Origin of the sequence: Gilliamella sp. W8136 (assembly GCF_016101285.1) — a bacterium.
GTDB lineage: Bacteria > Pseudomonadota > Gammaproteobacteria > Enterobacterales > Orbaceae > Gilliamella > Gilliamella apicola_N.
Genome location: NZ_JACFQU010000005.1, coordinates 98533 through 120162, shown reverse-complemented (window position 1 = coordinate 120162; position 21630 = coordinate 98533). Strand labels below are relative to the sequence as shown.

Below are 21630 nucleotides of genomic sequence, written 5' to 3'. Positions count from 1 at the left end.
TGAATATGCAATTGTTGCTGCAGGTGTTTCAGCTGTGCTTTTGGTTATATTTGATAAAACTAACGGACCTGTTTATAAAATGTTATATAATGTATTTACTTCATTACAAGCTAAATTATCAAGTATTATTTCCTAATTAGTAATCTTTAATTACTATTCTGAAATAAACCACTTCTTTGTAAAGAGGTGGTTTATTGTTTTTAAGCTGGTTTCTTCAAGTAATAAAATAAACTTTATCAATAATAAGATAGATATTATTAATGGCAGTAGAATATACTTTAACTTCCTGTATATAGTCATTTTAATATTATATTTTCAGTATTTTAAAATTAAACTTTTAGCAATTTTATGATCCACATCTAAGTTATCTTTTTTCTCTCATGCAATTTAAAAATTTTAATAGGCTTCAATAAAATATTTTAATAAAAACATAGTTTATATCTTAAAAATTAAGTAATGATTACAATCTATTTTTGGATAACAATAACCATTTTCTTATTATCTTATTGATTATAAACGTTTATTTTGTATTGCTTCATTATTATTATTTCTTTGTTGGGCCAATATAAAAAAAATTACAATAAAATTGCATTTAATGCTGGTAAATTGATATTAAAGTACATATAATGTGAAAACTTTCTGATAAGAAAGAGAAAACAAATTAAAAATATCGTAAATATTGAAAGGAGAGAGTTAATATGATGTACTTATCAGCAGTTCGCGCACAAGTAAGAAACTTTGCAGGCAAATTTATTAAAAATGAACGTGGTGTAACTGCAATTGAATATGCAATTGTTGCTGCAGGTGTTTCAGCTGTGCTTTTGGTTATATTTGATAAAACTAACGGACCTGTTTATAAAATGTTATATAATGTATTTACTACATTACAATCGAAATTATCAGCTATCATTTCTTAATTAGTAATCTTTAATTACTATTTTGATATTAACCACTCCTCTATGTAAGGAGTGGTTTGGTGTTAGTTTGTTTTGACTTCAACTGATAAGATAAATCTAATAATAAAAATATTTAGAAGAAAAAGTTTAAATATTGGTTCTATTATTTTAAATATTCGCATTGTTTAAATTTTCAAATTCAAAAAATGTTATATATTTAATGGTTCACTTTTACAATTATCTTAATTCCACTCCTAATAATTTATAATAAATTTATATTTCCAAAAAACTCTAATAACGTATTCAATATAATAAAAAGATCATTAGCATGATAGATTGTTAATTATTCAGACAATTTTTTAGTAGATTTAAAAAAATTGTTTTTCAATAATTAGATAAATATTAATGATAAATTTTAAATAATATTTCGTATATTCGTTTACTAATTGTAAAATCTTGTAATTATTATACTACATTAACTCTATGTTTTTTTGTTAATTTTATTCAAAAAAAAATTAAATAAAATTTACATTTAATACTAGCAATATTATATTAATTCGCATATAATGCTAAAACTTTATGATAATAAAGTAAATTAATTTTAAAGAAAATGTAAACAGCGTAAAAAGCTATTACAACTGTTTTTATTGTGTTTTTTGATTATTTCAATGAAAAGTACTATACGATTCAGGAATGTTTCTAAGCATGTATTTAATTCATTGAAATTTAAACTAAAAGGAATCATTGCTTAATTAGCAATGTTTAGTTATTTATTCTAACATCTCTTTTTCTATAAAATAGAAATTGATTTAGGATAGTTTGTTATCGTTTTAATTTATAAGATAAAAGTTGCTGATACAATATATTTGCGAGTAGCTTTTGTTAGTTAGGGGCTCAAACAAAAACGCTATGGCTAATGAACAATTTAAGTTTTCTAATGAATGGGGAAAGGTTCGTGATTTAGTATTTCAAGTTCTAGATCTTGATTTAATTGATCAATTTAAAAAAGAGCCTAATCGAGTTTTACGTGAAATTCAAAATATAATCCGAGATATCATTAATTCAGGCAGTGCTTATATTACAGCTGATGAGTCGAATGTATTAGCTGGTATGATTTGTGATGAAATTGTGGGTTATGGACCAATTGACTCTTTAATGAAAGATGAAACTGTCAATGATATTTTAGTGAATGGACCTAATAGTATTTATGTTGAACGGGCAGGGATTCTAAGTAAAACCGATAAATTTTTTATTAGTGAACGTCAGCTACTTGATATTGCAAGACGATTGGTAAATAAAGTCGGAAAAAATATCGATGAATCACATCCGTTAGTCGACTCAAGAATGCCTGATGGTAGTCGCCTTAATGTCGTTATTCCTCCAATAGCCATTGATGGTACATCAATGTCAATTCGTAAATTCGGTAATGGTCACCGAACATTTCATGATTTAATCAAATTTGGCTCATTAAATGAACATATGGCTAATTTTTTAGTGATAGCTGCTCGTTGTCGAATGAATATTATTATATCAGGTGGAACAGGATCTGGTAAAACAACGATGCTTAATGCTCTTTCTGGATTTATTGGTGAACATGAACGTACCATTACACTCGAAGACGCAGCAGAATTAAAACTTCAACAAGAACATGTAGTTAGAATGGAAACTAAAAGTGGTGGTGAAGATGGACGTGGTAGAGTAACCATGCGAGATCTTTTAGTTAATGCTCTGCGTATGAGACCTGATCGAATAATTTTAGGCGAATGCCGTGGTGAAGAAGCGTTTGAGATGTTACAAGCCATGAACACTGGTCATAGTGGTTCAATGTCAACACTCCATGCTAATACGGCTAAAGATGCATTAGCGCGTTTGGAAAGTATGATCATAATGGCGCAGTCGGAATTACCTATTGTTGCAATTAAACGTTATATTAGTTCATCTGTAAATTTTATTATCCAAGTTTCACGCCTCCCCGATGGTCAAAGAAAAGTAATGAGCATTACGGAGATTATTGGATTAGAATCAGGCAATATTGTTACTCAAGATGTTTTTGAATTTCGAGTTAATGACGAAAGAGATGCTTATGGGAAAATTCAAGGTGAATTTGTTTGTAATGGTTTAGTTAAACGTTCAGCTCTTTATGAAAGTGCTCAATATTATGAAATGTCAGATATTTTAGAAAAACTGATGTTAAATGCAATGGGAATTGAATCATGATTTTTATACTTTCGATAGCTCTTATTTTTGCTGCTTTAATGAACATTCTTGCATTACGTCGTCGTAGAGAGCGTTTACAGGTTTTCTATAATGTCGAACCTAAAAGTATGTCATTATTGAATGTGCTTGAAAGCCAAATTGCTGGTCGAGAAAAATCTTTTTCAGATCAGCTTATGTTTGGTATTAGCACTTGGCTTAAATTTAATTTTCGACTGCTAATGTCAGGAGAATCTAAATCTAAAACATTTATCTATATTCTAATGGGAACTATCGGTGGTATTTTTATAAATAAAAAATATTTTGATTACGAAAATTACATTGTAATCCCTTGTAGTCTTATATTTACTATTGCTGTCATTTGTATTTTTAGGAAAAAAAAACTTAAAGCAGATTTTTATACAAATTTTCCAGAGGCATTAAATATTATAACTGGTCTTATTTCTTCTGGTTATGCAATATCAGTAACTTTTAAAACTTGTGGAAATTCCATTGAAGGAGTTGTTGGCAAAACATTAAAAGAAGTTAGTGACAGGTTAGAAGTAGGAGATAGCGTTGAAAATGTTTTGATCAATTCTTATCTACAGCTCCCATTCCCTGAATATTATTTCTTTATTTTGACAGTAATGGTTAATCTTGATAGTGGTGGGGAATTAAAAGAAATTTTTAGTCGATTAAGTAAAATGTTAACTGATAACCGAATCATGGCTAAAACTAGAGATGGCAAAACGGCAGAATTAAGAATGACCATGTGGATTTTAGGTGCTATGCCTTTTTGCTTTATCGGATTGCTCAAGTTGGTGTCAGAAGAAAATTATAATATTTTGACCAACACTGATGGCGGTCACTATATTGTTTATTATGTTATAGGCAGTGTTATTATTGGTTTTCTAATTATCAAAAGCTGGATTAATAAAATAGTTTAAATTATGAATATCTTATTATATATATCAGTCTCACTGTTTCTTATCATTATTGGCTGTAGGCAGTTGTTTATTACCTATTCACTTTTTCGAAACAAAGAAAAGATTGGTTTAATACTAAATAATGAAAGCCAAGAAAAAAATAATACTAAAAAGCATGTAAATGAAAAAAATGTTGCTTTTGAAAAAATTATTGCAAAAAATAGTGTAACAATCAGTTTTTTAAGAAATTATCAGGACAAAAATAGCTGGAAAATATATTCTGTTATTATTGTATTTTCAATCTTTTATTTGATAAATGGGATCTTTCAACTTATTGAAGTTAATACAAATATAATGGTGATTATCTTAGTATTAATTACTATTTCTGTCATCGTCGTTCCAGATATGCTTGTTAAAAGACAAACAAATAGAAAAATAAAAATGGTTTCACGGGATCTACCTTTAGTTATAGATATGATGGCGATTATGGTTAGATCAGGTATGACAGTCGAAAGTTGTTTTCGATATTTAAGTACAAGAGTGAAACCGATCAATAAAGATATTGCAGCCATTTTAGAAAGAGCTTGTTTGATGATGGACGTTAATGGTATTGAGCTTTCAATCGATCTAATTCAACGAGAAGTGCCCAGCAAAGAAATGAGAATGTTTTGTGTAACATTAAGAAGAAGCATTAGTTATGGTAACTCAATTTATGATACTTTGCTAGATTTGTCAGCTGAGATGCGAGAGATGCAGCGATTAACGATAGAGGAACAGATCGCTGCACTTGCTGCTAAGCTGACTATACCAACGATGCTATTTTTTCTAGCCCCAGTTCTTGTGATTATTGCAGGGCCTGTTTTTATGAATATTCTGTCAACGTTTAATAGGGTGTAAAGATAATGAATTATTTTTCAAGATGCTGTAAATCAAGTAGGTTATTAGAACCAAAATTTATGGTTGTATGTTCAATGTTATTTTTTGTCGTTGGGTGTCAAAATAGTACAGTAAAATATAATATGAATGAACAACAGAAAATTTATATTAACGAAACAACGAAGAATTACGGTGGTCTAATCGAAATTTATAAACAGCGCTTAAAACGTGAAGATACAGAAGAAACAAGACATAAACTTGCTAGAGCTTATTATCTCTCTAATGATTTTAATGCGGTGAAAAGAGTTTTGGAGCCTATAATAAAAAATACCAAAAATGATGGTATTCTTATTCTATACGGTCACGTTGAATCTAGACTGGGTCACAATGATACAGCATTGGAATATTTAAATAGAGCGATTGAAATTGATAGTAAAAATGGAGAAGCATATAATGTAAAAGGTATTGTTCTACTGAAAAAAAGACAATATGATGCTGCGCGGTTTGCATTTCATGAAGCTAGAGAAAATTTTTATGATGAAAATAAAGTAACTAATAATTTAGCGATGCTATCCATCTTAAATAAAGAATATAGTGAAGCTTATAAACAGCTCAATATCTTATACACTAAAGGATATCGTGATCAAACCATTCTTCATAATCTACTTTTTACATTAGTAAAATTGGATAAATTGCAATTGGCTAAGTCATTTTGTATTGCTCATAAACTATCTAATGAACCAGATATTTTAATTCAAGAGTTGAGACGAATTGAGCCAATAGATGCTATAAAATTTAATGAAGTTAAACCATCACAAAGCGATAATCAAAAACAATATACAATTGAAAAAGCTGCGGAACAGTTAGCATCTAATACAAAAGCAGACATTACTATTAAAGATAAAAATGCAACTAAACCAATAAAAACAGCTAAATCAGTAACCCCAACTAAATCAGTAACTCAAACTAAATCAAGCATCAATGCTAAATTATCTAATATGTCTAAATTAGATGAAAAAGATTCATCAACGACGACTAACTTAGTAACAAATGTTCCATCTGTTTCTGCGAAACAAACCAAACAAACTACACAGACTAAACAGACCAAACAAACAACATCAGCTCAGTCCACTATATTAGCGGTTCGTTCTGGAGAGCATGCAAAATTTAGTAGAATTACTTTCGAAACAGAGAATAAATTGAGTAAGAAAAATTATTCAGTTGAAAAAATTTCTCCAACGGAATTTAAGTTGTCATTTTATGATGTGTCACTACCTGCCGAAGGAATTAATTCTATTATCAAACGTATTTCTGGTAGTGACCGCGATTTTGCTACTATTACAGGAACCTTAACCGCTGAAAAAACATTAATTCTTCAAATAAAAACTAAACAAAAATCAACAGTGAAAGATTTTTATGTTGGATCTAATCCTAAAGGAAAAGCTCACTGTTTTGCATTCGATTTTTATTTAGAAAAGAAATAAGTGCCACGGAAAAGTAAAAAAATAATATAGAACGGAGTGGAGTTTGCATGAAAGATAAAAAATTAATTGTTTTATATTTAGCCATGATCGTTGTGGGACTTGCCTTGCTTTTTACTAAGTCGGCTCCCCCAACTGATACACCGGATGATTCAGCTGTTGTCGTTGAACCTCCTAAAATGGAAGAGCCTAAAACTGAGGTTATTAATGTTGCAGTAGCAAAACATGATATTAATAAAAAAACCATCTTGACAAAAGATGATTACTATTTCAAGTCAATTGAAGTTGCTATTAATAAAGAAAGACCTAATTTTGTAACTAGTGCATCTGAGATTGATGCCCATGTTGTAAAAAATCATATTGCGAAAGATACTGTAATTGAAGAAAGTCTTATTGCATCCCCAAATTCAGAAGATTATCTGATGTTAGCATTAAAAGATGGCAATTATATGTTTCCAATTACAATAGATCCACTGGATTCTTATTTAATAAAAAATCTTAAAGGTGGCGATCTGGTTGATCTATATGTTTTTTATGGTGATGAGACAGAAAAAGCAGCGAATGTTCGGGAAGATAAATTAGTTTCGCCTAGTCGTGATTTCGTTAAAAATCGTCTAAAACCAATTATTGTCGGAAAGAAAGTTTTATTTTTTGATGTAGAAAAAGAGATGGACAAAAGTTATAACAAAAACAATGTTGCTCAAGTTCAACTAGAACTTTCGAATAAGGAAATTAAATTATTAAGAACATTAATGACGAACTCTACAATTATTATGTATCCAAGTACTTTCAAAAAAAATGTTGAAGATGGATTACGTCTTTTAAGTGATAAAGAAAAAAATTGGCCTCTATCTGAAAAAGATATTTTTTCAGGGACACGAATTAATCTGTTAAAAGGTAACTAAGAATGCTAATAAGAACTAAATCAATTACTAATATGATCAAACCTATAATATGTTTATTGTCGATTGGCTTCTCTTCGTTGGCTTTTGCTAATATTCATAATTTACAGATCGGACAAAGTAAAACAATTGTGTTACCTGAAAATGTTGGTACCGTATTTATTAGCCAAGATACTGTAGCAAACTATGAGGTTATTGAAAATAAATCTCTGATTGTTTATGGAAAGTCAAACGGGAGAGCAAGTTTAATTGTTTATGATAGTGATAATAATATCATTATTAATGACACTATTAATGTCGATCCACTTTTATATCAAATTACGAACAGGCTAGCGCAAAATTTCCCAAATAGCAATATAACAATCGATCGTTATGATAGTGGTGAAGGAACTAACAAATTTGTATATGTATTAAGTGGTACTGTGCCTGATACAACAACAAAGAGCCAAATTTTGGCACTTGTAGGATCTTCAATTGGGCAAAATGCAGAACGAATGAGACAGGAATACAGTGAGGGTGGATCATCCGGCACTCACTATCTTACATTCCAAGATTATTATACTTACAGCAATATAATCGATAATATCAGAGTGCTACAAGAATATCAGGTTAACGTACAATTGACTTTTGTTGAAGTTAGCAAGGATTTCACTGATTCACTAGGTATTGAATGGCAAAGTTTGACTCTCGACAGTATGATGAGTGGTGACGGTAGCTCAGCTATTAACTCTATTGGTGAGTTTTCACTATTAGGTATAAGAAAAGGACTAAATATACATAATATTACTACAATGATCCGTGCTGTAAAAAATGATCGTTTGGCTAAAGTATTAGCACAACCTAATTTATCTGTACTCTCTGGTGAAAGTGCATCGTTTTTGGTCGGAGGTGAAATTCCTATTGTAACTAAAAACAAAGATGGTGATGCCAATGTTACTTATAAGGAATACGGTATTAAGTTGAATATTAGTACAAAAGTAAATAATGATAAACGAATAAGATTATTCATGGAAAATGAAGTGAGTTCTGTTTCTGGTTCGTATGCTTTTAATAACTATAATATTCCTACGTTGTCATCTCGAAGAACAAGATCCACTATTGATTTATCTGATGGTGATAGTTTTGTTATCGCGGGATTGATTAATGAAAGTGATCAGGAGCAATTATCTCGTCTTCCTTTTATTAGTGAAATTCCAATTTTAGGGGCACTAGCGCGAAGTTCAACAACAAGTCGTTCTAAATCCGAGATGGTTGTTTTTGCGACAGTTAATTTGGTCACACCAAAGAGTAGTTTTGATAGTATTGAATTACCAACTATAGAGCGGACTGATGTAATTAATAGTTTCTTTAATATTAAAAACAATCTTAATAAACAAAGAAATAAGACAGTACCAGCTTCTAACGAAAGTGAAAAATTTATTAATGACATGGGCTTTATTGAATAAAAGGTTATTGGGATTCTTATGCAATTATTTGGTAATAAACAAGATACAGATTCTTCATCAAATTCTCCCTCACAAGAATATGTTGTTGGACGTATATCTGGCTATAAGGTAGCTATTGTTAGTAAAAGAACTGAATTGATTGAGAAAGTTCGTTCAGTATTATTTCTATATAACATATTGGGCATGGAGATTATTTCATTAGCATTATCTGAATTGAAAGAAACACCAAATTGGAATCAGTTTGATGCAATTATTGTAGATATTGAAAATGCTGATGATGCTGAACAAATATCAGAAACTATTAATCGCTGTATTCCTATTCAAGCAACAACAGTACTTGTAGGTAGTTACGATTCAATTCAGTTCTCTGAATTTTTATTAAAAAAAGGAATATATTTCTTATTGGAAAATAGCCAATTAGAAAAAATCCCCGATATTTTACATAAAAGAAGCATGACACCTCCAGGTTCAAGTCAGAGAGTGGGAAGTGTCATTACTTTCTTAGGTTGTAAAGGTGGAATTGGAAATTCATCATTGGTTGTTCATACTCTCAAGAAAATTAGTGATTTAACAAATTATCCACTTCTTTATATACAAGGTGCGACAACAAGCTCTAATGCCGATTTTTTATTTGAAATGCCAATACCAGATGATGGTTCATTAGTTGATGTTGGGCATTCTTTACAGGTTAAAGTAGAAACTAATGAAAAAGCATGGAACTATAAAGACCTCAATTCTGGAGAATTCAATATTACTATTATTGATCAAAATATGGGGTTAGCTTCATCGTTTAAACATTTTGAAGAAATTATAACATTTTCTAACATTATTTTTATTGTAATAAATAGAGATCCCTACTCTATAAAGGTGGCTAAGAAAATGTTAACAGAAATCACGCGTGCTAGTGCTACAAATTTTGATTTACTCAATAAGCGTTTTTTAATTTGTCTAAATGATAATGTCCCTTATGATAAAAAAAGTGCTTTACGTGATTCAGATATTGAAGACTTTTTAGAGCGTAAAATTGACTTCACACGTAAATTTATACCAAATATTGGTAAATTTAAGAAAGCAAATGATAGTGCTGAAATAAAAGAAATAGCTTCAGCTATTATTGGTAATAAAGGAATGGATGATAAACAACAGAAAGCTTTTTTTTCGTTATTAAAGAAAAAAAAAGGATAATTTTTAATTCAAAGTAGAGAAAAAATTATGTTGAAATATATAAGATTATTTTTTCGTCAAAAAAATGGGGTTGTTTCAATAGAATTTGCTATCATTTTTCCGTTCTTAATTATCCTTTTTTTGATAGCGCTTGAGTTTAGCCGAGTAATGATTATTGGCTCGGCTTTGGATTTGATGACGACTGAAATAACAAGACAAGCAGCTATTACTGAACAAGACGATTATGCTGAGAAAATAGAAGGTTTAATTCAAACTGAAGTTCCTATATGGCCTTATATCGCTGATCCTAGTCATTTTGATGTGACTGTAAAGTATTGTAAAAAAGTGGATGATATTATTAATGACCGGTGTCAATCAACTCTTACTGACGAAACTCACATATTATTATTTAATTTGAGATATCAATATTTAGTTATTTTTACTGAATTTTTTAGTTTTCTTGACACCGCTTTAACAAGAAAAACTGTTGTTTATCGTGAGTTTATTAAAAGTGAAATGGAATACAAAGGAAATTAGTAATAATGAAATATTCAAAGAACTTTTTCCATAATAAAAATGGGTCATTGACAATTGAGTTTGCATTTTGTTTCTTATTGTTTACTCTAATAGTCTTCATTATTTATGATGTATATACAACCATTATATTACAAAATAAATTAGAGCGCGCAAATTATACTGTAGCATCTGTTTTTCGCGAAAGATCAACCTTATATAAAGATAGAATAAAGAATGAAGTTGAGGTTTATACTGCCGATTTATGTTCCGATCGATGGAATTGTTATGTTTCTAGTGAGTTATTTGATTTACAGCAACTCAATGAGATGAGTGACTTAGCAAGTTCATTATTGAATAATCGTGAAGTTGCGTTAAAGATAGAAGCACTATTTATTTTACAAGATCCTAAAAATCAAGGAGATTTGAAAAAAGCTAAATTAGTGTCTTTTGGAAAAAATTTATTATCTTGTTCTAATGGTGGATGCAGTAATAGCTCAATTAAAAGTCATTTTGATTCATTACCAGCCATGGATAAACCGTCAAATAATTACCAACAACTCGCTCCATATGTCCCAAAATTGATAGATTCATCAATTAAGCTAACAGGGCGTTGGATTCCTTTATATCGTGTTTCTATGTGTATTGTTAATGAAGAAAGTCTTTATTTAAAATGGATAAATTCTAATAGACAAGGTTCATCTGGCATTGTACCAAATTTATGTAGTGATGTTGTTGTATTGTCACGTTGTAACAATTCAAACGTTTGTCCTACTTATAATTAAATGCACTTTTGAGAGGAAAATATGAACAATAATAACCAATTAAATAATAAAAATCATAAAGATTCTTTTTTGAAGTGCACTTCTGGATCAATTGCTATATCTATGGCAATCATGCTTCCTGCCATTTTTATTTGTATGGCGTTTTCAATTAATCAAGCATACACCATGCGTAATCGGGCTATGATTTCTGAAGCCACTAATGAAGCATCATTAGCAGTCATAGCTATAGATAACAGAAATGTCAATGATGAAGCAAAAAAACAAAATCGAACACTAGCATTGAATTATATTAATTATTTTATTTCAAAAGAAATAGGTGATGGCTCTAAAACAGATGCAAATTTATTAAAACCAGGTTCTGAAGTTAATGTTGATTATGACGAAGATAAACATGAATATTATATAGCCTATAACCAAAAATTTAATGAATTTATCGAGATTAAAGATAATAAGGGTGAAAAACCTCAGCCTGTTGTTGTGGGTAATAAAACAGAAAGCTATGGTAACACTAGAAAATATCTCATTTATGATTCATTTGATTTCGCTTTTATCAGCGATTTTTCTGCTTCATCTACATGCCAATATAGCGATGTAAACTGTAATGATTATTCTCCAAATAATAATGCTCAGAGGCGTCTTGATTATATGAAAGATGCAATAGAAGACATTATTGAAAAATATAAGGAGTATACACAATATCAATTTGCGTTAGTACCTTATGATATTGGTGTGCCAGAAGAAAGTAAAACTAAGAATGCAGCAGGGGGGCAAAATTATAATTGTTCTGTTATGTATAAAATGAAAAAACCTTACGATTCTATTGATTATAATTTTTGGTCAAACAAGAATGTTGCATTTACATACTGGAGTAAACTGAAAAAAGATAATGTTATAAAAGATTATTCTGATAAAACTAACTACTTTCCTAATCATAGAAAATTACTAACTTACTTCATGGATAGTTCTTATTATAATTATTATGCACATATAGTTGGACCGGCATTGGGTTTAGAATATGGTAGTAATAAAGCATTAGTTAATGCGGGTTTATGTACTGAGCGAACTAGTTATCAAGATCGAGTGGAATATGGATTACATCAGTATGCTTGTGGTATAGGTAGAAATGATCAGCCTGAAAATAATAGGGGCGTCATAGATAGTGAATATGCTACAGTAGTTCAACTATTTGATTATATGTTTTCAGGTAATTATAACGATGCACATTATTCATTTGCCAACAGTAAAACAGTGGATATAGAAGGTACTATTAGTACTTTATTCAGTGATATGCAAAAAAATATTATAAGATTTGAACGTCCTATTTCACCGGTAATTGCGGAATTTTCACCTTTTATGGGGATGTGCCAATCACCACTGTATAGTAATAATCTTATGAATGAAAAAATGGTTAATGTAAAAAAGGTGACTGATGAAATATATAGGGAAATTGGGGAAGCAAAATATGTTGCGAAATTTGAATCCACCCCACATTTAATCCCTTTTAGTAATGATAAAAATCATAATGATAATATTTTAAAGAGTCTAAAAAAGTCAAATTGGAAGCCTGGCGGAGGTACGGACACGATGACTGCGCTATTAAGGACTGTGCCTATAATGGCTGAAAGTAGTGGCAATAATAAAGTTATGATTATTATTAGTGATGGTAAAGATGATAAGGGTGCTGACGTTCTTAGAGATACTTTTTTAGATAAAGGTGTTTGTCAGGCAATTACAGGAGGATTAAGAGACAAACAGAACTTTGACAGAGGTTATATTAAAAATCAGGCTAAGAGTGCAATTATTTACTATATAAAATTAAATCCAGAAGCTAGTAATTTGAAAACTGATGCTGAATATGAGGCTCAGTTCGGCAAGTGGTTTACTAAATGTATGAATGGTAACCCTATGTTCTTAATGGAGGCAAGGGATAAGAACTCATTGACAGATGTTATAAATAAAGTCATTGAAATTGAAACAGGAAAATTCATCAAAAAAAACCAGACTGGAAGTTAATAAGGTAGAAATAGGAGAAATAATGAAATGAAATTAATAAGAATCATGGTGCTATTTTTAGCTTGTTTTTGCTTTAGAGCTATAGCCGATTCAGACACTGACGCAATATTATTATCAACTCAAACAGGCATTAAGACTGTTACTCGTATAAACTTGAGGAATACAGGTGTTACGATTGAAAACGGTGATGTCTGGGTCTGGGGTTATAGAGGTAGAGGCTTGCAAGGTAATGGTGTTAAAAACGTTCATCATAATAGCCCGCCAGCTAGAGTACAGACGTTTGTAGATAAAGGACTTGCTATTACTCAAGTTGCAGCAGGAAGATATCATATTATTGCACTTGATGAAAATGGTGATGTATGGGGTTGGGGACGTAATTTACAATACGAAGCAAGTGGTGGCTCGTTAACAACTAGTACATATGTATTGACACCTGTAAAAGTCTTATCTGGTAAAAGAGTTATTGATATTTATTGTAACGAATTTACGTCTTATGCTTTAACAGCTAATGGTGAGGTTTGGGTTTGGGGAAGAGGTAGTCGTGGTGAAGCAGGGATTGACGACAAAAAAAATAAAAATGTAGCACAACGGATTTCTTCTTCACTTTTTGGCGGCGAGCGAGTAAGAATCATGGGGGTTGGTTATCGAAGTGCTTATGCTATTAATCGCATTGGATCTATTTATGCTTGGGGAGAAGTTGTAAGTAATAAATTTTGCCCAGAAGCTAAAAAAAATTGTACTTATTCCATTCTGCCAGTAAGAATTAATAATACTCTAGTACAAGCAAATTCAGGTATTACTTCTGGTGCAAATATAAAACAAATTACTGGCGGTCAGCATTTTATGGCTTATTTAACCTATGATGGTGAAGTTTATGGTATGGGTTCTACGAAGTATTTAGCTGATGGTAAATTCGATCCAAATTCTCTTGAGGAGGATGATGAAGAGGGCTGGGTTGATGGTGATGTTGATGATGAAGCTGACGCTGTAGCTGCAGCTGATGATGCAAAAGATGAAAAAAATGGTGAAGATACTCGAAAAGACCCATATTATATAACTGAATCTCCCATTGCTATCATTGGAAAAGATGCGCATGATGAAAAGAAAGGGGTTGCCTATTCAATTTATTGCCGGTTCCGTGGATGTGTCGCTATTACAAAACATAAAAGTATATTAACATGGGGCATCAAAGGAACAACTCGTTTAAAAGAAATTCTTTACAACAGAAATAAAGCTTCGGTAGCGCAAAGACCACTTCAAGGTACATTGACTAAAATTGATGGTGGTAGGCAGCAGTTATTCTATTGGAATGAAGACGGTGAAGTTTATGGTGTTGGTGTAGGAAGTTACCACAAATTTGACCTTTCTAATATTCATCGACGAGATTGGGGTGACAAGAGACTGGACTTTTTGATGAATGCTATGCACGCTGTTTATGGTGAAGATCACGTTTTAGGACAAATAAAATAATGATTAATCAAGATATTATTAACGACGCTATTATTTTAACGATTTGGTTGTGTTTGTTAATTTCTTGTTATACAGATATAAAATACCGGATAATTTCAAATTATATTGTCATAATTATATTTGCTTTAGCGATTTTAAATTATGCCTTTGGTCAGGGAGCACTAAATTATAGTGCTTCCGGTATATTTTTAGTCTGTGGCTTATTGATGTTTTATTGTCGATTAGTAGGTGCTGGAGATATAAAAATAATTACTGCACTTTTAATAACTATTCCTGCAGATAGTGTAATATTTTTCTTTGCAGTCACTACATTTTTGGGATTACCTCTGGCAATCTTTGCCATTATCTATAAATGGCTAAAAAAAGTAAAGGGTGGTATTACATTACCTTATGGTGTTGCAATTACAGGTGGTTATATTCTTACCTCATTGACATTTTTTAGAGTATTAATTTAGTCAAGTATTTTATATTGTTATCTTTAATGTGAATAGGCTTTGATGTCAATTCTATCCCCTTTAGTTGAAACATAACTAAAGGGGAATCAAATACCTTTCTAATTTTTCTATTTCCGATTTCTAATGATACTTTTTGCGATTTGAAACTGAGTTTTTTACTCAGACATATGTATAACCTGAAACTTCTTTACAATAATTCATCTTAATCATTTTTATCAAAAATTTTAAAATTTATAAAAGTATTTACATGGATTATTTTGGTGCAGTTTGCATCTGTTTAGATCCGCAAAGACTGTTATTTTTAAGATTGAATCACTATAATTTTAATTAATGTTTTGTTTGAAAAACGACAAATATAATTAATTATCATCAATAATGTTTACTAAACTATGGCATGATAATTGCCTGTAAAAATTATAGAATGATTATTAAAAATTGTAGAGACAAGCTTAAAGGAGATATGTATATGGAAAATCGGACTGGTAATACTAAAACCTTTGTAAAAAATCGTCGAGCTTCCTTGATTAGTGCAATCTTCTTAATGGCAACTTCAGCAATTGGTCCAGGTTTTATCACGCAAACAGCAACCTTTACAGTGACATTAGGTAGTGCTTTTGGTTTTGGTATTTTAGCTTCTATAATCATTGATTTTGTAGTGCAACAAAATATTTGGCGTGTGGTTTCATTAACAAAAATGTACTCTTCCGACATTGCTAATGCGACAATCCCTTATAGTGGTTATGTTTTAGCTATATTAGTGATTTTTGGTGGATTAGTTTTTAATATTGGTAATATAGCCGGTGCAGGACTGGGTTTGAATGCTTTAGTCGGGCTTGATCCAAAATGGGGTGGTGCAATCAGTGCATTTATGGCGATCTATATCTTTTCATCACATAAAGCGAGCCATTTTATTGACCGTTTAATGATTGGTTTCGGCTTGCTAATGATCGGTTTAACATTATTTGTGTTGTTTGCTGCACATCCCCCTATCGGGCAAGCATTCACCGAAACACTTTTTCCAAGTAATATTGATTTTGCCTCTATTACCACTATTGTAGGTGGAACGGTTGGCGGATATATTTCTTATGCTGGCGCACATCGTCTGCTTGATAAAAAAATGGTGGGAGTTGAAAACATTAAATATGTATCAAGCGCAGCAACACGAGGAATTATTGTTGTAGGTGTGATGCGATATATTTTATTTTTAGCAATTTTAGGTGTGGTAGCCAGTGGTGTTACCATTGATATCTCAAGCTATGCAGCTAATCCTGCTTCCCAAGCCTTTCAAGCCGCTTTAGGACAATTGGGGTTGCGTATATTTGGTTTAATTTTATGGGCAGCCGCATTAACCAGTATTATTGGCGCAGCTTATACTTCAATGACGTTTATTACTCCTTTTAAACCTTCTATCACAATAAGGCAACGCCAAATAGCGACAATAATTTTTATTATTTGTTCATTAGCTGTTTATTTAATTATGGGAGCCGCTCCTGTATCATTATTAGTTTTCGCTGGAGGTTTTAACGGCTTAGTTTTACCACTGGGTTTAACAATTTTTATTTTTATCGGTTGGAAACGTGCTGATTTAATGTCTGGATATCACTATCCACGTTGGTTGTTATGGTCTGGTTTTATAGTCTGTGCGATAACTTGGTATATGGGTGCAATGTCAATTGTAACCATATTTAACTATTTAAGGTAAAAATTAAATATGAAAGTAAAAAAATTTATTGATTTAAATAGTGATCTTGGTGAAAGTTTCGGTCAATGGAAAATGGGTAACGACCAAGCAATGTTACAAGTGGTCAGCAGTGCAAATATTGCGTGTGGTTTTCACGCAGGTTCACCAGTAACCATTTTAGACACCCTAAAAGCAGCTAAAACTAATAATGTTACAATAGGTGCTCATGTAGGTTACCCTGATTTAGTTGGCTTTGGGCGACGTAATATGGACATTGCATCTAACGAACTAACGGCTGATGTGATTTATCAAATTGGTGCACTCAAAGGTTTAGCAACATCAATTGGCGCAAAAGTGAGTTATATTAAACCTCATGGCGCTTTATATAACACTATCGCGAACGATAAGCGTCAAGCTATGGCAGTTATCAATGCTATTTCTCAAATTGATGCTAATCTTATATTAGTGGCACTTGCTGGCTCTCCACTTATCGGTTGGGCAAAACATCAAGGTTTGCATGTGGTTGCTGAAGCCTTTGCAGATAGATCTTATCATGTTGATGGTACATTAGTTTCTCGTAAAGAAACCGGAGCCGTATTACACGATCCTGAATTAGTCGCAGAACGTATGTTACAACTTGTCAGAGATGGCGGTGTGACTTCTATTGAAGGGAAGTTTGTTACAATTGAGGCAGATTCCATTTGTGTGCATGGTGATAGTGAAGGTGCATTAGCGATGGCACAAAAAGTTCGAGAAAAATTACAACAAAATGGAATTAACATAACTTCGTTTACTAAAATAAGTGATAGATAAATCATTATGTTAGTTTGATAAAATATAAACTTATATCAAAAAAATAATTTTTGACTGGTTTTTTGTTGAGATCATGGATTAGATAACCGACAAGGTTAGAGGTACTAAATGCGATTTTTACCCGTAAATATCGATGCAATTATGGTTGAGCTTTCTAGCCTTGAACAGACCATGGCTTTAACTGATCAACTACAAAATAATCTAGCATTTTGGAAAATTGAAGAAATCATTCCAGCGGCTCGAACCGTTTTAATCCGTTTTAACCCAATTCTTACTGATGCCGATACTCTTGCTAAGAACATCTGTGCTCTTGATCTTACATCTGGTTCAATTCCTTCAGGGGAATTAATTATCATAAGTGTCAACTATAATGGTGAAGATTTGGCATATGTCGCTGATCATCTTGGTATAACAGTTAGTGAAGTAATTAATAGACATACTAATAATGAGTATCAAGTTGCTTTTTGTGGTTTTGCACCAGGCTTTGCTTATATGGTATCAAATCATGCTCAGCTTAATGTTCCGCGTCGCCAATCGCCTAGAGTTCGTATTCCAGCTGGTTCAGTGGCATTAGCTGGTGAATTTAGTAGTGTTTATCCTCAAGCAAGTCCAGGTGGCTGGCAACTTATTGGTATTACCGAATCTGCAGTTTGGGATATAAATCGAGATAATCCAGCTTTGTTTAAACCAGGTAGCCGCGTTCATTTTGTGGATGCGGCTAAATCCTCTAAAAAATATCATTTACCAACGATAAAGAAAGAAGAAAAAAATAACTCTCAGCAAGATATTAAAGTTTTGGCAACGGGATTACAAACTCTTTTTCAGGATAATGGACGAATTGGCCAAGCTGCATTAGGGATCTCGGAATCGGGGGCGATGGATAAAAGTGCACTACATAGTGCTAACCGAGTGCTTGGCAACCCAATTAATGAAGTCGCACTTGAGATCACCCAAGGTGGTTTTAAAACTCAAATAAACCGCTCTATGTTAATTGCAGTCACTGGAGCAGTATGTGACATTAATATCACCACATTACTTGGTGAAAAATATACTGCACCAATGTATCAACCCATTTTATTAGAAAAAGGTGATACTGTTGAACTTGGTAATATTAAATGTGGCGTGCGTAGTTATTTGGCTGTTCGTGGTGGTTTTCAAGTATTACCTATTTTAACAAGTTGTTCATTTGATACATTGGCACAAGTGGGACCTCCACCAATCACAATTGGGCAAACATTAGCGATCAAATCAACAAATATAAAAGCATCTGTATCATTGAATGAATCACCAGCCATAAACTATCCATGCCCAGGTGATGTAGTGGTATTAGACATTGTGCTTGGACCAAGAACTGATTGGTTTACGCCTAATGCAATTAAGTTATTAACTGAGCAATTGTGGCGGGTAACGCCTGCTTCTAATCGTATTGGATTAAGGTTATCTGGTGATATTTCATTAACTCGCGATAAGTTACAAGAGTTACCAAGCGAAGGCACATGCATTGGGGCAATTCAAATACCAGCAAATGGACAACCTGTGCTATTTTTAAATGATCATCCCCTAACGGGTGGGTATCCGATTATTGGTGCTGTATGCAAATATCATTTAGATTTATCAGGACAAATCCCTATAAATGCTAAAATAAAATTTAATCCTGTTGGAATATTTAAAGAATTTGAAGGGAGTCATATTGACCATGTTTGAGAATAATAAAAAAGTAACACACAGAGTACTCATCGCTAATCGAGGTGAAATTGCTGTACGCATTATTCGCGCATGCCGTGATATGGAGTTTGCATCCATTGCAATTTATGCTGATACGGACATTAATGCGCTGCATGTTCAAATGGCTGATGAAGCTTATGGATTATCGGGAAAGTTACCGAGTGAAACTTATCTTAATATCGATAAGATTATTGCGATTGCAAAAAGATCGGGAGCTACTATGGTTCACCCAGGATATGGTTTTTTATCCGAACGATCGGAATTTGCTAAAGCTGTTCAAAAAGCAGGATTAATTTGGATTGGACCGAATCCAGAAACAATAGATATTCTTGGTGATAAAGTTAAAGCTCGACAGCTAGCCATACAAGTCGGAGCTCCATTAGTTGAAGGGACTAAAGAACCAGTACGTGATGCTAAAGAAGTTGTTGAATTTGCACATAAACATGGCTTACCCATTGCTATTAAAGCCGCCTTTGGTGGTGGTGGTCGTGGTTTAAAAGTTGCATGGCAAATGGATGAAGTTGAAGAACTTTACCATTCTGCTGTACGAGAAGCGACATCAGCTTTTGGACGTGGTGAGTGTTTTTTAGAGCAATTTTTACATAATCCACGTCATATAGAAGCTCAGGTCATTGCAGATAAATTAGGTCATATTGTCGTTGTAGGAACGCGTGATTGCTCATTGCAACGGCGTAATCAAAAACTAATTGAAGAGTCGCCAGCACCATTTATATCGGATCAATTGCAACAACAAATTATTCAAGCATCAATTAACATTTGCGCCAAAGCAAATTATGTTGGTGCTGGAACCGTTGAGTTTTTACTCAGTCAGGATGGTAAATTGTCATTTCTTGAAGTAAATACTCGCCTACAAGTAGAACATTCTGTTACCGAAGAAACAGTCGGAATCGACCTAGTTGTGGAACAATTACGTATAGCACAAGGATTACCACTTAGTATTAATAAAACACCTAAACCTCGAGGTCATGCTATCGAATTTCGTATAAATGCTGAAGATGTAGCTAATGGTTTCTTACCAACGCCAGGAACTATTACACGATTTGAAGTACCATCAGGGCCTGGCATTCGGTTAGATAGTGGTGTTGTCACTGGCTCAACGATCCCCTCAACTTTTGATTCACTTATGGCAAAACTCATTATTGTTGGAAATAATCGTGAGCAAGCGCTTGCTAGGGCTCATCGTGCATTAGCGGAGTTTTCTATTGAAGGTGTTGCGAGTGTTTTACCATTCGATCGTGCAATCATAGGACATCCTGATTTTTGTCGTGATTTTAAAATACATACGCGTTGGATTGAAACAGAATTTATACCAATGGTGGATTCATTGCCGAGGCAGTTACCTATAAAAGATTCTACACTGACCCATACTGTGATCGAAATTGATGGTAAACGTTGCAAAATTGGTTTGCCTGCACAATTATTGGCAGGATTGTCATTAGCTGTAAATAGTAAGTCAGCATTAACTTCATTGAAGCATGAGGAAGAATCAGAAACTATTGTAAAATCACCAGTTTCAGGAAATCTTTTTAAATGGATTATTGAAGAAGGTCAAGAAGTCGATAAAAGTGATGTAATAGGTATTATGGAAGCGATGAAGATGGAAGTTCAAATTATTGCTCATCGCAAAGGCATCGTAAAATTAATCAGCAAAGAAGGTGATTTTGTCAATACTGGTGATAAAGTTGCGGAAATTAATTAATAGGGTTAACTTCATTGTTTGATAAAATTGATGGGAATTTTCCATTTTTGATTGAATTATGAAGATTCATTTTTCTAGAATCTTTACAGTTATTATCAATAACACAAGCTTGTTTTAATATGGTTGATATTTTGGTAACTATAAACTATTAATTAAGTTTTTTGATTATTTTCATTGCCAATTTATGTACGATATGTTAAAAGTGTATAGAAATTATCTCGTATTATCATTTTTCTGTATGGATATTCAGGGATGATTTCTATATCTTGCCTTTTCCTTTATTTTTTATATAGATATCCCCCAAAACTTAGTTTAGAAAGAATATATTATTTTAAATATTTAAAGAAGTTTTGAATATTTTCCATGTCACATAAATTTATAAATTGTCTTGAGTCGATATGCGAGTTGTTTTTTAACTTAATAAAACAAATTAACTTATTTCGCGTATCTTTTTTAGTTTAAAATTAATTATCGCTTAAATAATTTTAAAATTTTTCAAATTGATATACATTTTCAGCTCATTGCTAGGAGGTAAAGTAATTGATTTGTAATTTGATAAACATATCAACAAG

The 21630-nt window shown here is 32.1% G+C and carries 17 protein-coding genes; all 17 read left to right on the top strand.

The genetic code is table 11. The features are described 5' to 3' along the window. The first annotated feature begins 698 nt into the window (after nt 1–698). The 17 genes from H3T96_RS04405 to H3T96_RS04325 all read left to right on the top strand — a co-directional run bounded on the left by H3T96_RS04405 (nt 699) and on the right by H3T96_RS04325 (nt 21058). Complete coding sequence (locus H3T96_RS04405; protein ID WP_144091630.1) at nt 699–917, top strand: Flp family type IVb pilin; 219 nt, start codon at nt 699–701, stop codon at nt 915–917. An 888-nt stretch (nt 918–1805) separates the two neighbouring features. Beyond that, nucleotides 1806–3113 carry a CpaF family protein gene (locus tag H3T96_RS04400; protein WP_144091631.1) on the top strand — a complete coding sequence of 436 codons (1308 nt, stop codon included), beginning with the start codon at nt 1806–1808 and terminating at the stop codon, nt 3111–3113. After that, complete coding sequence (locus H3T96_RS04395; protein ID WP_144091632.1) at nt 3110–4036, top strand: type II secretion system F family protein; 927 nt, start codon at nt 3110–3112, stop codon at nt 4034–4036. The genes H3T96_RS04400 and H3T96_RS04395 overlap by 4 nt, the downstream gene beginning before the upstream one ends. A 3-nt stretch (nt 4037–4039) precedes the next feature. Next, nucleotides 4040–4912 (top strand): type II secretion system F family protein, encoded by an 873-nt coding sequence (locus H3T96_RS04390; RefSeq protein ID WP_144091633.1) that lies wholly within the window; start codon nt 4040–4042, stop codon nt 4910–4912. 5 nt (nt 4913–4917) lie between these two features. Next, the gene (locus H3T96_RS04385; protein WP_144091634.1) at nt 4918–6375 is read left to right on the top strand and encodes a M48 family metallopeptidase; all 1458 of its coding nucleotides are present in this window, start codon (nt 4918–4920) and stop codon (nt 6373–6375) included. A 47-nt stretch (nt 6376–6422) separates the two neighbouring features. Then, complete coding sequence (locus H3T96_RS04380; RefSeq protein ID WP_144091635.1) at nt 6423–7277, top strand: SAF domain-containing protein; 855 nt, start codon at nt 6423–6425, stop codon at nt 7275–7277. 2 nt (nt 7278–7279) lie between these two features. Further along, complete coding sequence (locus H3T96_RS04375; RefSeq protein WP_039127780.1) at nt 7280–8719, top strand: type II and III secretion system protein family protein; 1440 nt, start codon at nt 7280–7282, stop codon at nt 8717–8719. 18 nt (nt 8720–8737) lie between these two features. Then, a complete protein-coding gene (locus tag H3T96_RS04370; protein WP_144091636.1) occupies nt 8738–9904 on the top strand; it encodes a hypothetical protein in 1167 nt (388 codons plus the stop codon). A gap of 27 nt (nt 9905–9931) precedes the next feature. Next, nucleotides 9932–10420 carry a TadE/TadG family type IV pilus assembly protein gene (locus H3T96_RS04365; RefSeq protein ID WP_144091637.1) on the top strand — a complete coding sequence of 163 codons (489 nt, stop codon included), beginning with the start codon at nt 9932–9934 and terminating at the stop codon, nt 10418–10420. Nucleotides 10421–10425: 5 nt separating this feature from the next. Then, complete coding sequence (gene tadF / locus H3T96_RS04360; RefSeq protein ID WP_144091638.1) at nt 10426–11181, top strand: tight adherence pilus pseudopilin TadF; 756 nt, start codon at nt 10426–10428, stop codon at nt 11179–11181. Between the two features lie 21 nt (nt 11182–11202). Next, a complete protein-coding gene (locus tag H3T96_RS04355; protein WP_144091639.1) occupies nt 11203–13194 on the top strand; it encodes a hypothetical protein in 1992 nt (663 codons plus the stop codon). 27 nt (nt 13195–13221) lie between these two features. Continuing rightward, nucleotides 13222–14664, top strand: coding sequence for a hypothetical protein (locus H3T96_RS04350; protein WP_144091640.1), 1443 nt, complete (start codon nt 13222–13224; stop codon nt 14662–14664). Continuing rightward, a complete protein-coding gene (locus H3T96_RS04345) occupies nt 14664–15119 on the top strand; it encodes a prepilin peptidase (RefSeq protein ID WP_144091641.1) in 456 nt (151 codons plus the stop codon). The genes H3T96_RS04350 and H3T96_RS04345 overlap by 1 nt, the downstream gene beginning before the upstream one ends. Before the next feature lie 466 nt (nt 15120–15585). Then, nucleotides 15586–16821: an NRAMP family divalent metal transporter gene (locus H3T96_RS04340; RefSeq protein WP_086327093.1), complete on the top strand. Its 1236-nt coding sequence runs from the start codon at nt 15586–15588 to the stop codon at nt 16819–16821. A gap of 9 nt (nt 16822–16830) precedes the next feature. Further along, complete coding sequence (locus H3T96_RS04335) at nt 16831–17613, top strand: LamB/YcsF family protein (protein ID WP_144091642.1); 783 nt, start codon at nt 16831–16833, stop codon at nt 17611–17613. 108 nt (nt 17614–17721) lie between these two features. Then, nucleotides 17722–19317: a 5-oxoprolinase/urea amidolyase family protein gene (locus tag H3T96_RS04330; RefSeq protein ID WP_144091643.1), complete on the top strand. Its 1596-nt coding sequence runs from the start codon at nt 17722–17724 to the stop codon at nt 19315–19317. Continuing rightward, nucleotides 19310–21058, top strand: coding sequence for a biotin carboxylase N-terminal domain-containing protein (locus tag H3T96_RS04325; protein WP_144091644.1), 1749 nt, complete (start codon nt 19310–19312; stop codon nt 21056–21058). Before H3T96_RS04330 ends, H3T96_RS04325 begins: the two co-directional genes overlap by 8 nt. Nucleotides 21059–21630: the final 572 nt, after the last annotated feature.

Excerpts from the sequence above, each read along its gene's own strand:
- H3T96_RS04340 (WP_086327093.1), top strand. The coding sequence starts at position 15,586 with ATGGAAAATCGGACTGGTAATACTAAAACCTTTGTAAAAAATCGTCGA.
- H3T96_RS04395 (WP_144091632.1), top strand. The coding sequence starts at position 3,110 with ATGATTTTTATACTTTCGATAGCTCTTATTTTTGCTGCTTTAATGAAC.
- H3T96_RS04325 (WP_144091644.1), top strand. The coding sequence starts at position 19,310 with ATGTTTGAGAATAATAAAAAAGTAACACACAGAGTACTCATCGCTAAT.
- tadF (WP_144091638.1), top strand. The coding sequence starts at position 10,426 with ATGAAATATTCAAAGAACTTTTTCCATAATAAAAATGGGTCATTGACA.
- H3T96_RS04345 (WP_144091641.1), top strand. The coding sequence starts at position 14,664 with ATGATTAATCAAGATATTATTAACGACGCTATTATTTTAACGATTTGG.
- H3T96_RS04400 (WP_144091631.1), top strand. The coding sequence starts at position 1,806 with ATGGCTAATGAACAATTTAAGTTTTCTAATGAATGGGGAAAGGTTCGT.
- H3T96_RS04370 (WP_144091636.1), top strand. The coding sequence starts at position 8,738 with ATGCAATTATTTGGTAATAAACAAGATACAGATTCTTCATCAAATTCT.
- H3T96_RS04390 (WP_144091633.1), top strand. The coding sequence starts at position 4,040 with ATGAATATCTTATTATATATATCAGTCTCACTGTTTCTTATCATTATT.
- H3T96_RS04380 (WP_144091635.1), top strand. The coding sequence starts at position 6,423 with ATGAAAGATAAAAAATTAATTGTTTTATATTTAGCCATGATCGTTGTG.
- H3T96_RS04385 (WP_144091634.1), top strand. The coding sequence starts at position 4,918 with ATGAATTATTTTTCAAGATGCTGTAAATCAAGTAGGTTATTAGAACCA.
- H3T96_RS04355 (WP_144091639.1), top strand. The coding sequence starts at position 11,203 with ATGAACAATAATAACCAATTAAATAATAAAAATCATAAAGATTCTTTT.
- H3T96_RS04335 (WP_144091642.1), top strand. The coding sequence starts at position 16,831 with ATGAAAGTAAAAAAATTTATTGATTTAAATAGTGATCTTGGTGAAAGT.
- H3T96_RS04350 (WP_144091640.1), top strand. The coding sequence starts at position 13,222 with ATGAAATTAATAAGAATCATGGTGCTATTTTTAGCTTGTTTTTGCTTT.
- H3T96_RS04330 (WP_144091643.1), top strand. The coding sequence starts at position 17,722 with ATGCGATTTTTACCCGTAAATATCGATGCAATTATGGTTGAGCTTTCT.
- H3T96_RS04405 (WP_144091630.1), top strand. The coding sequence starts at position 699 with ATGATGTACTTATCAGCAGTTCGCGCACAAGTAAGAAACTTTGCAGGC.
- H3T96_RS04375 (WP_039127780.1), top strand. The coding sequence starts at position 7,280 with ATGCTAATAAGAACTAAATCAATTACTAATATGATCAAACCTATAATA.
- H3T96_RS04365 (WP_144091637.1), top strand. The coding sequence starts at position 9,932 with ATGTTGAAATATATAAGATTATTTTTTCGTCAAAAAAATGGGGTTGTT.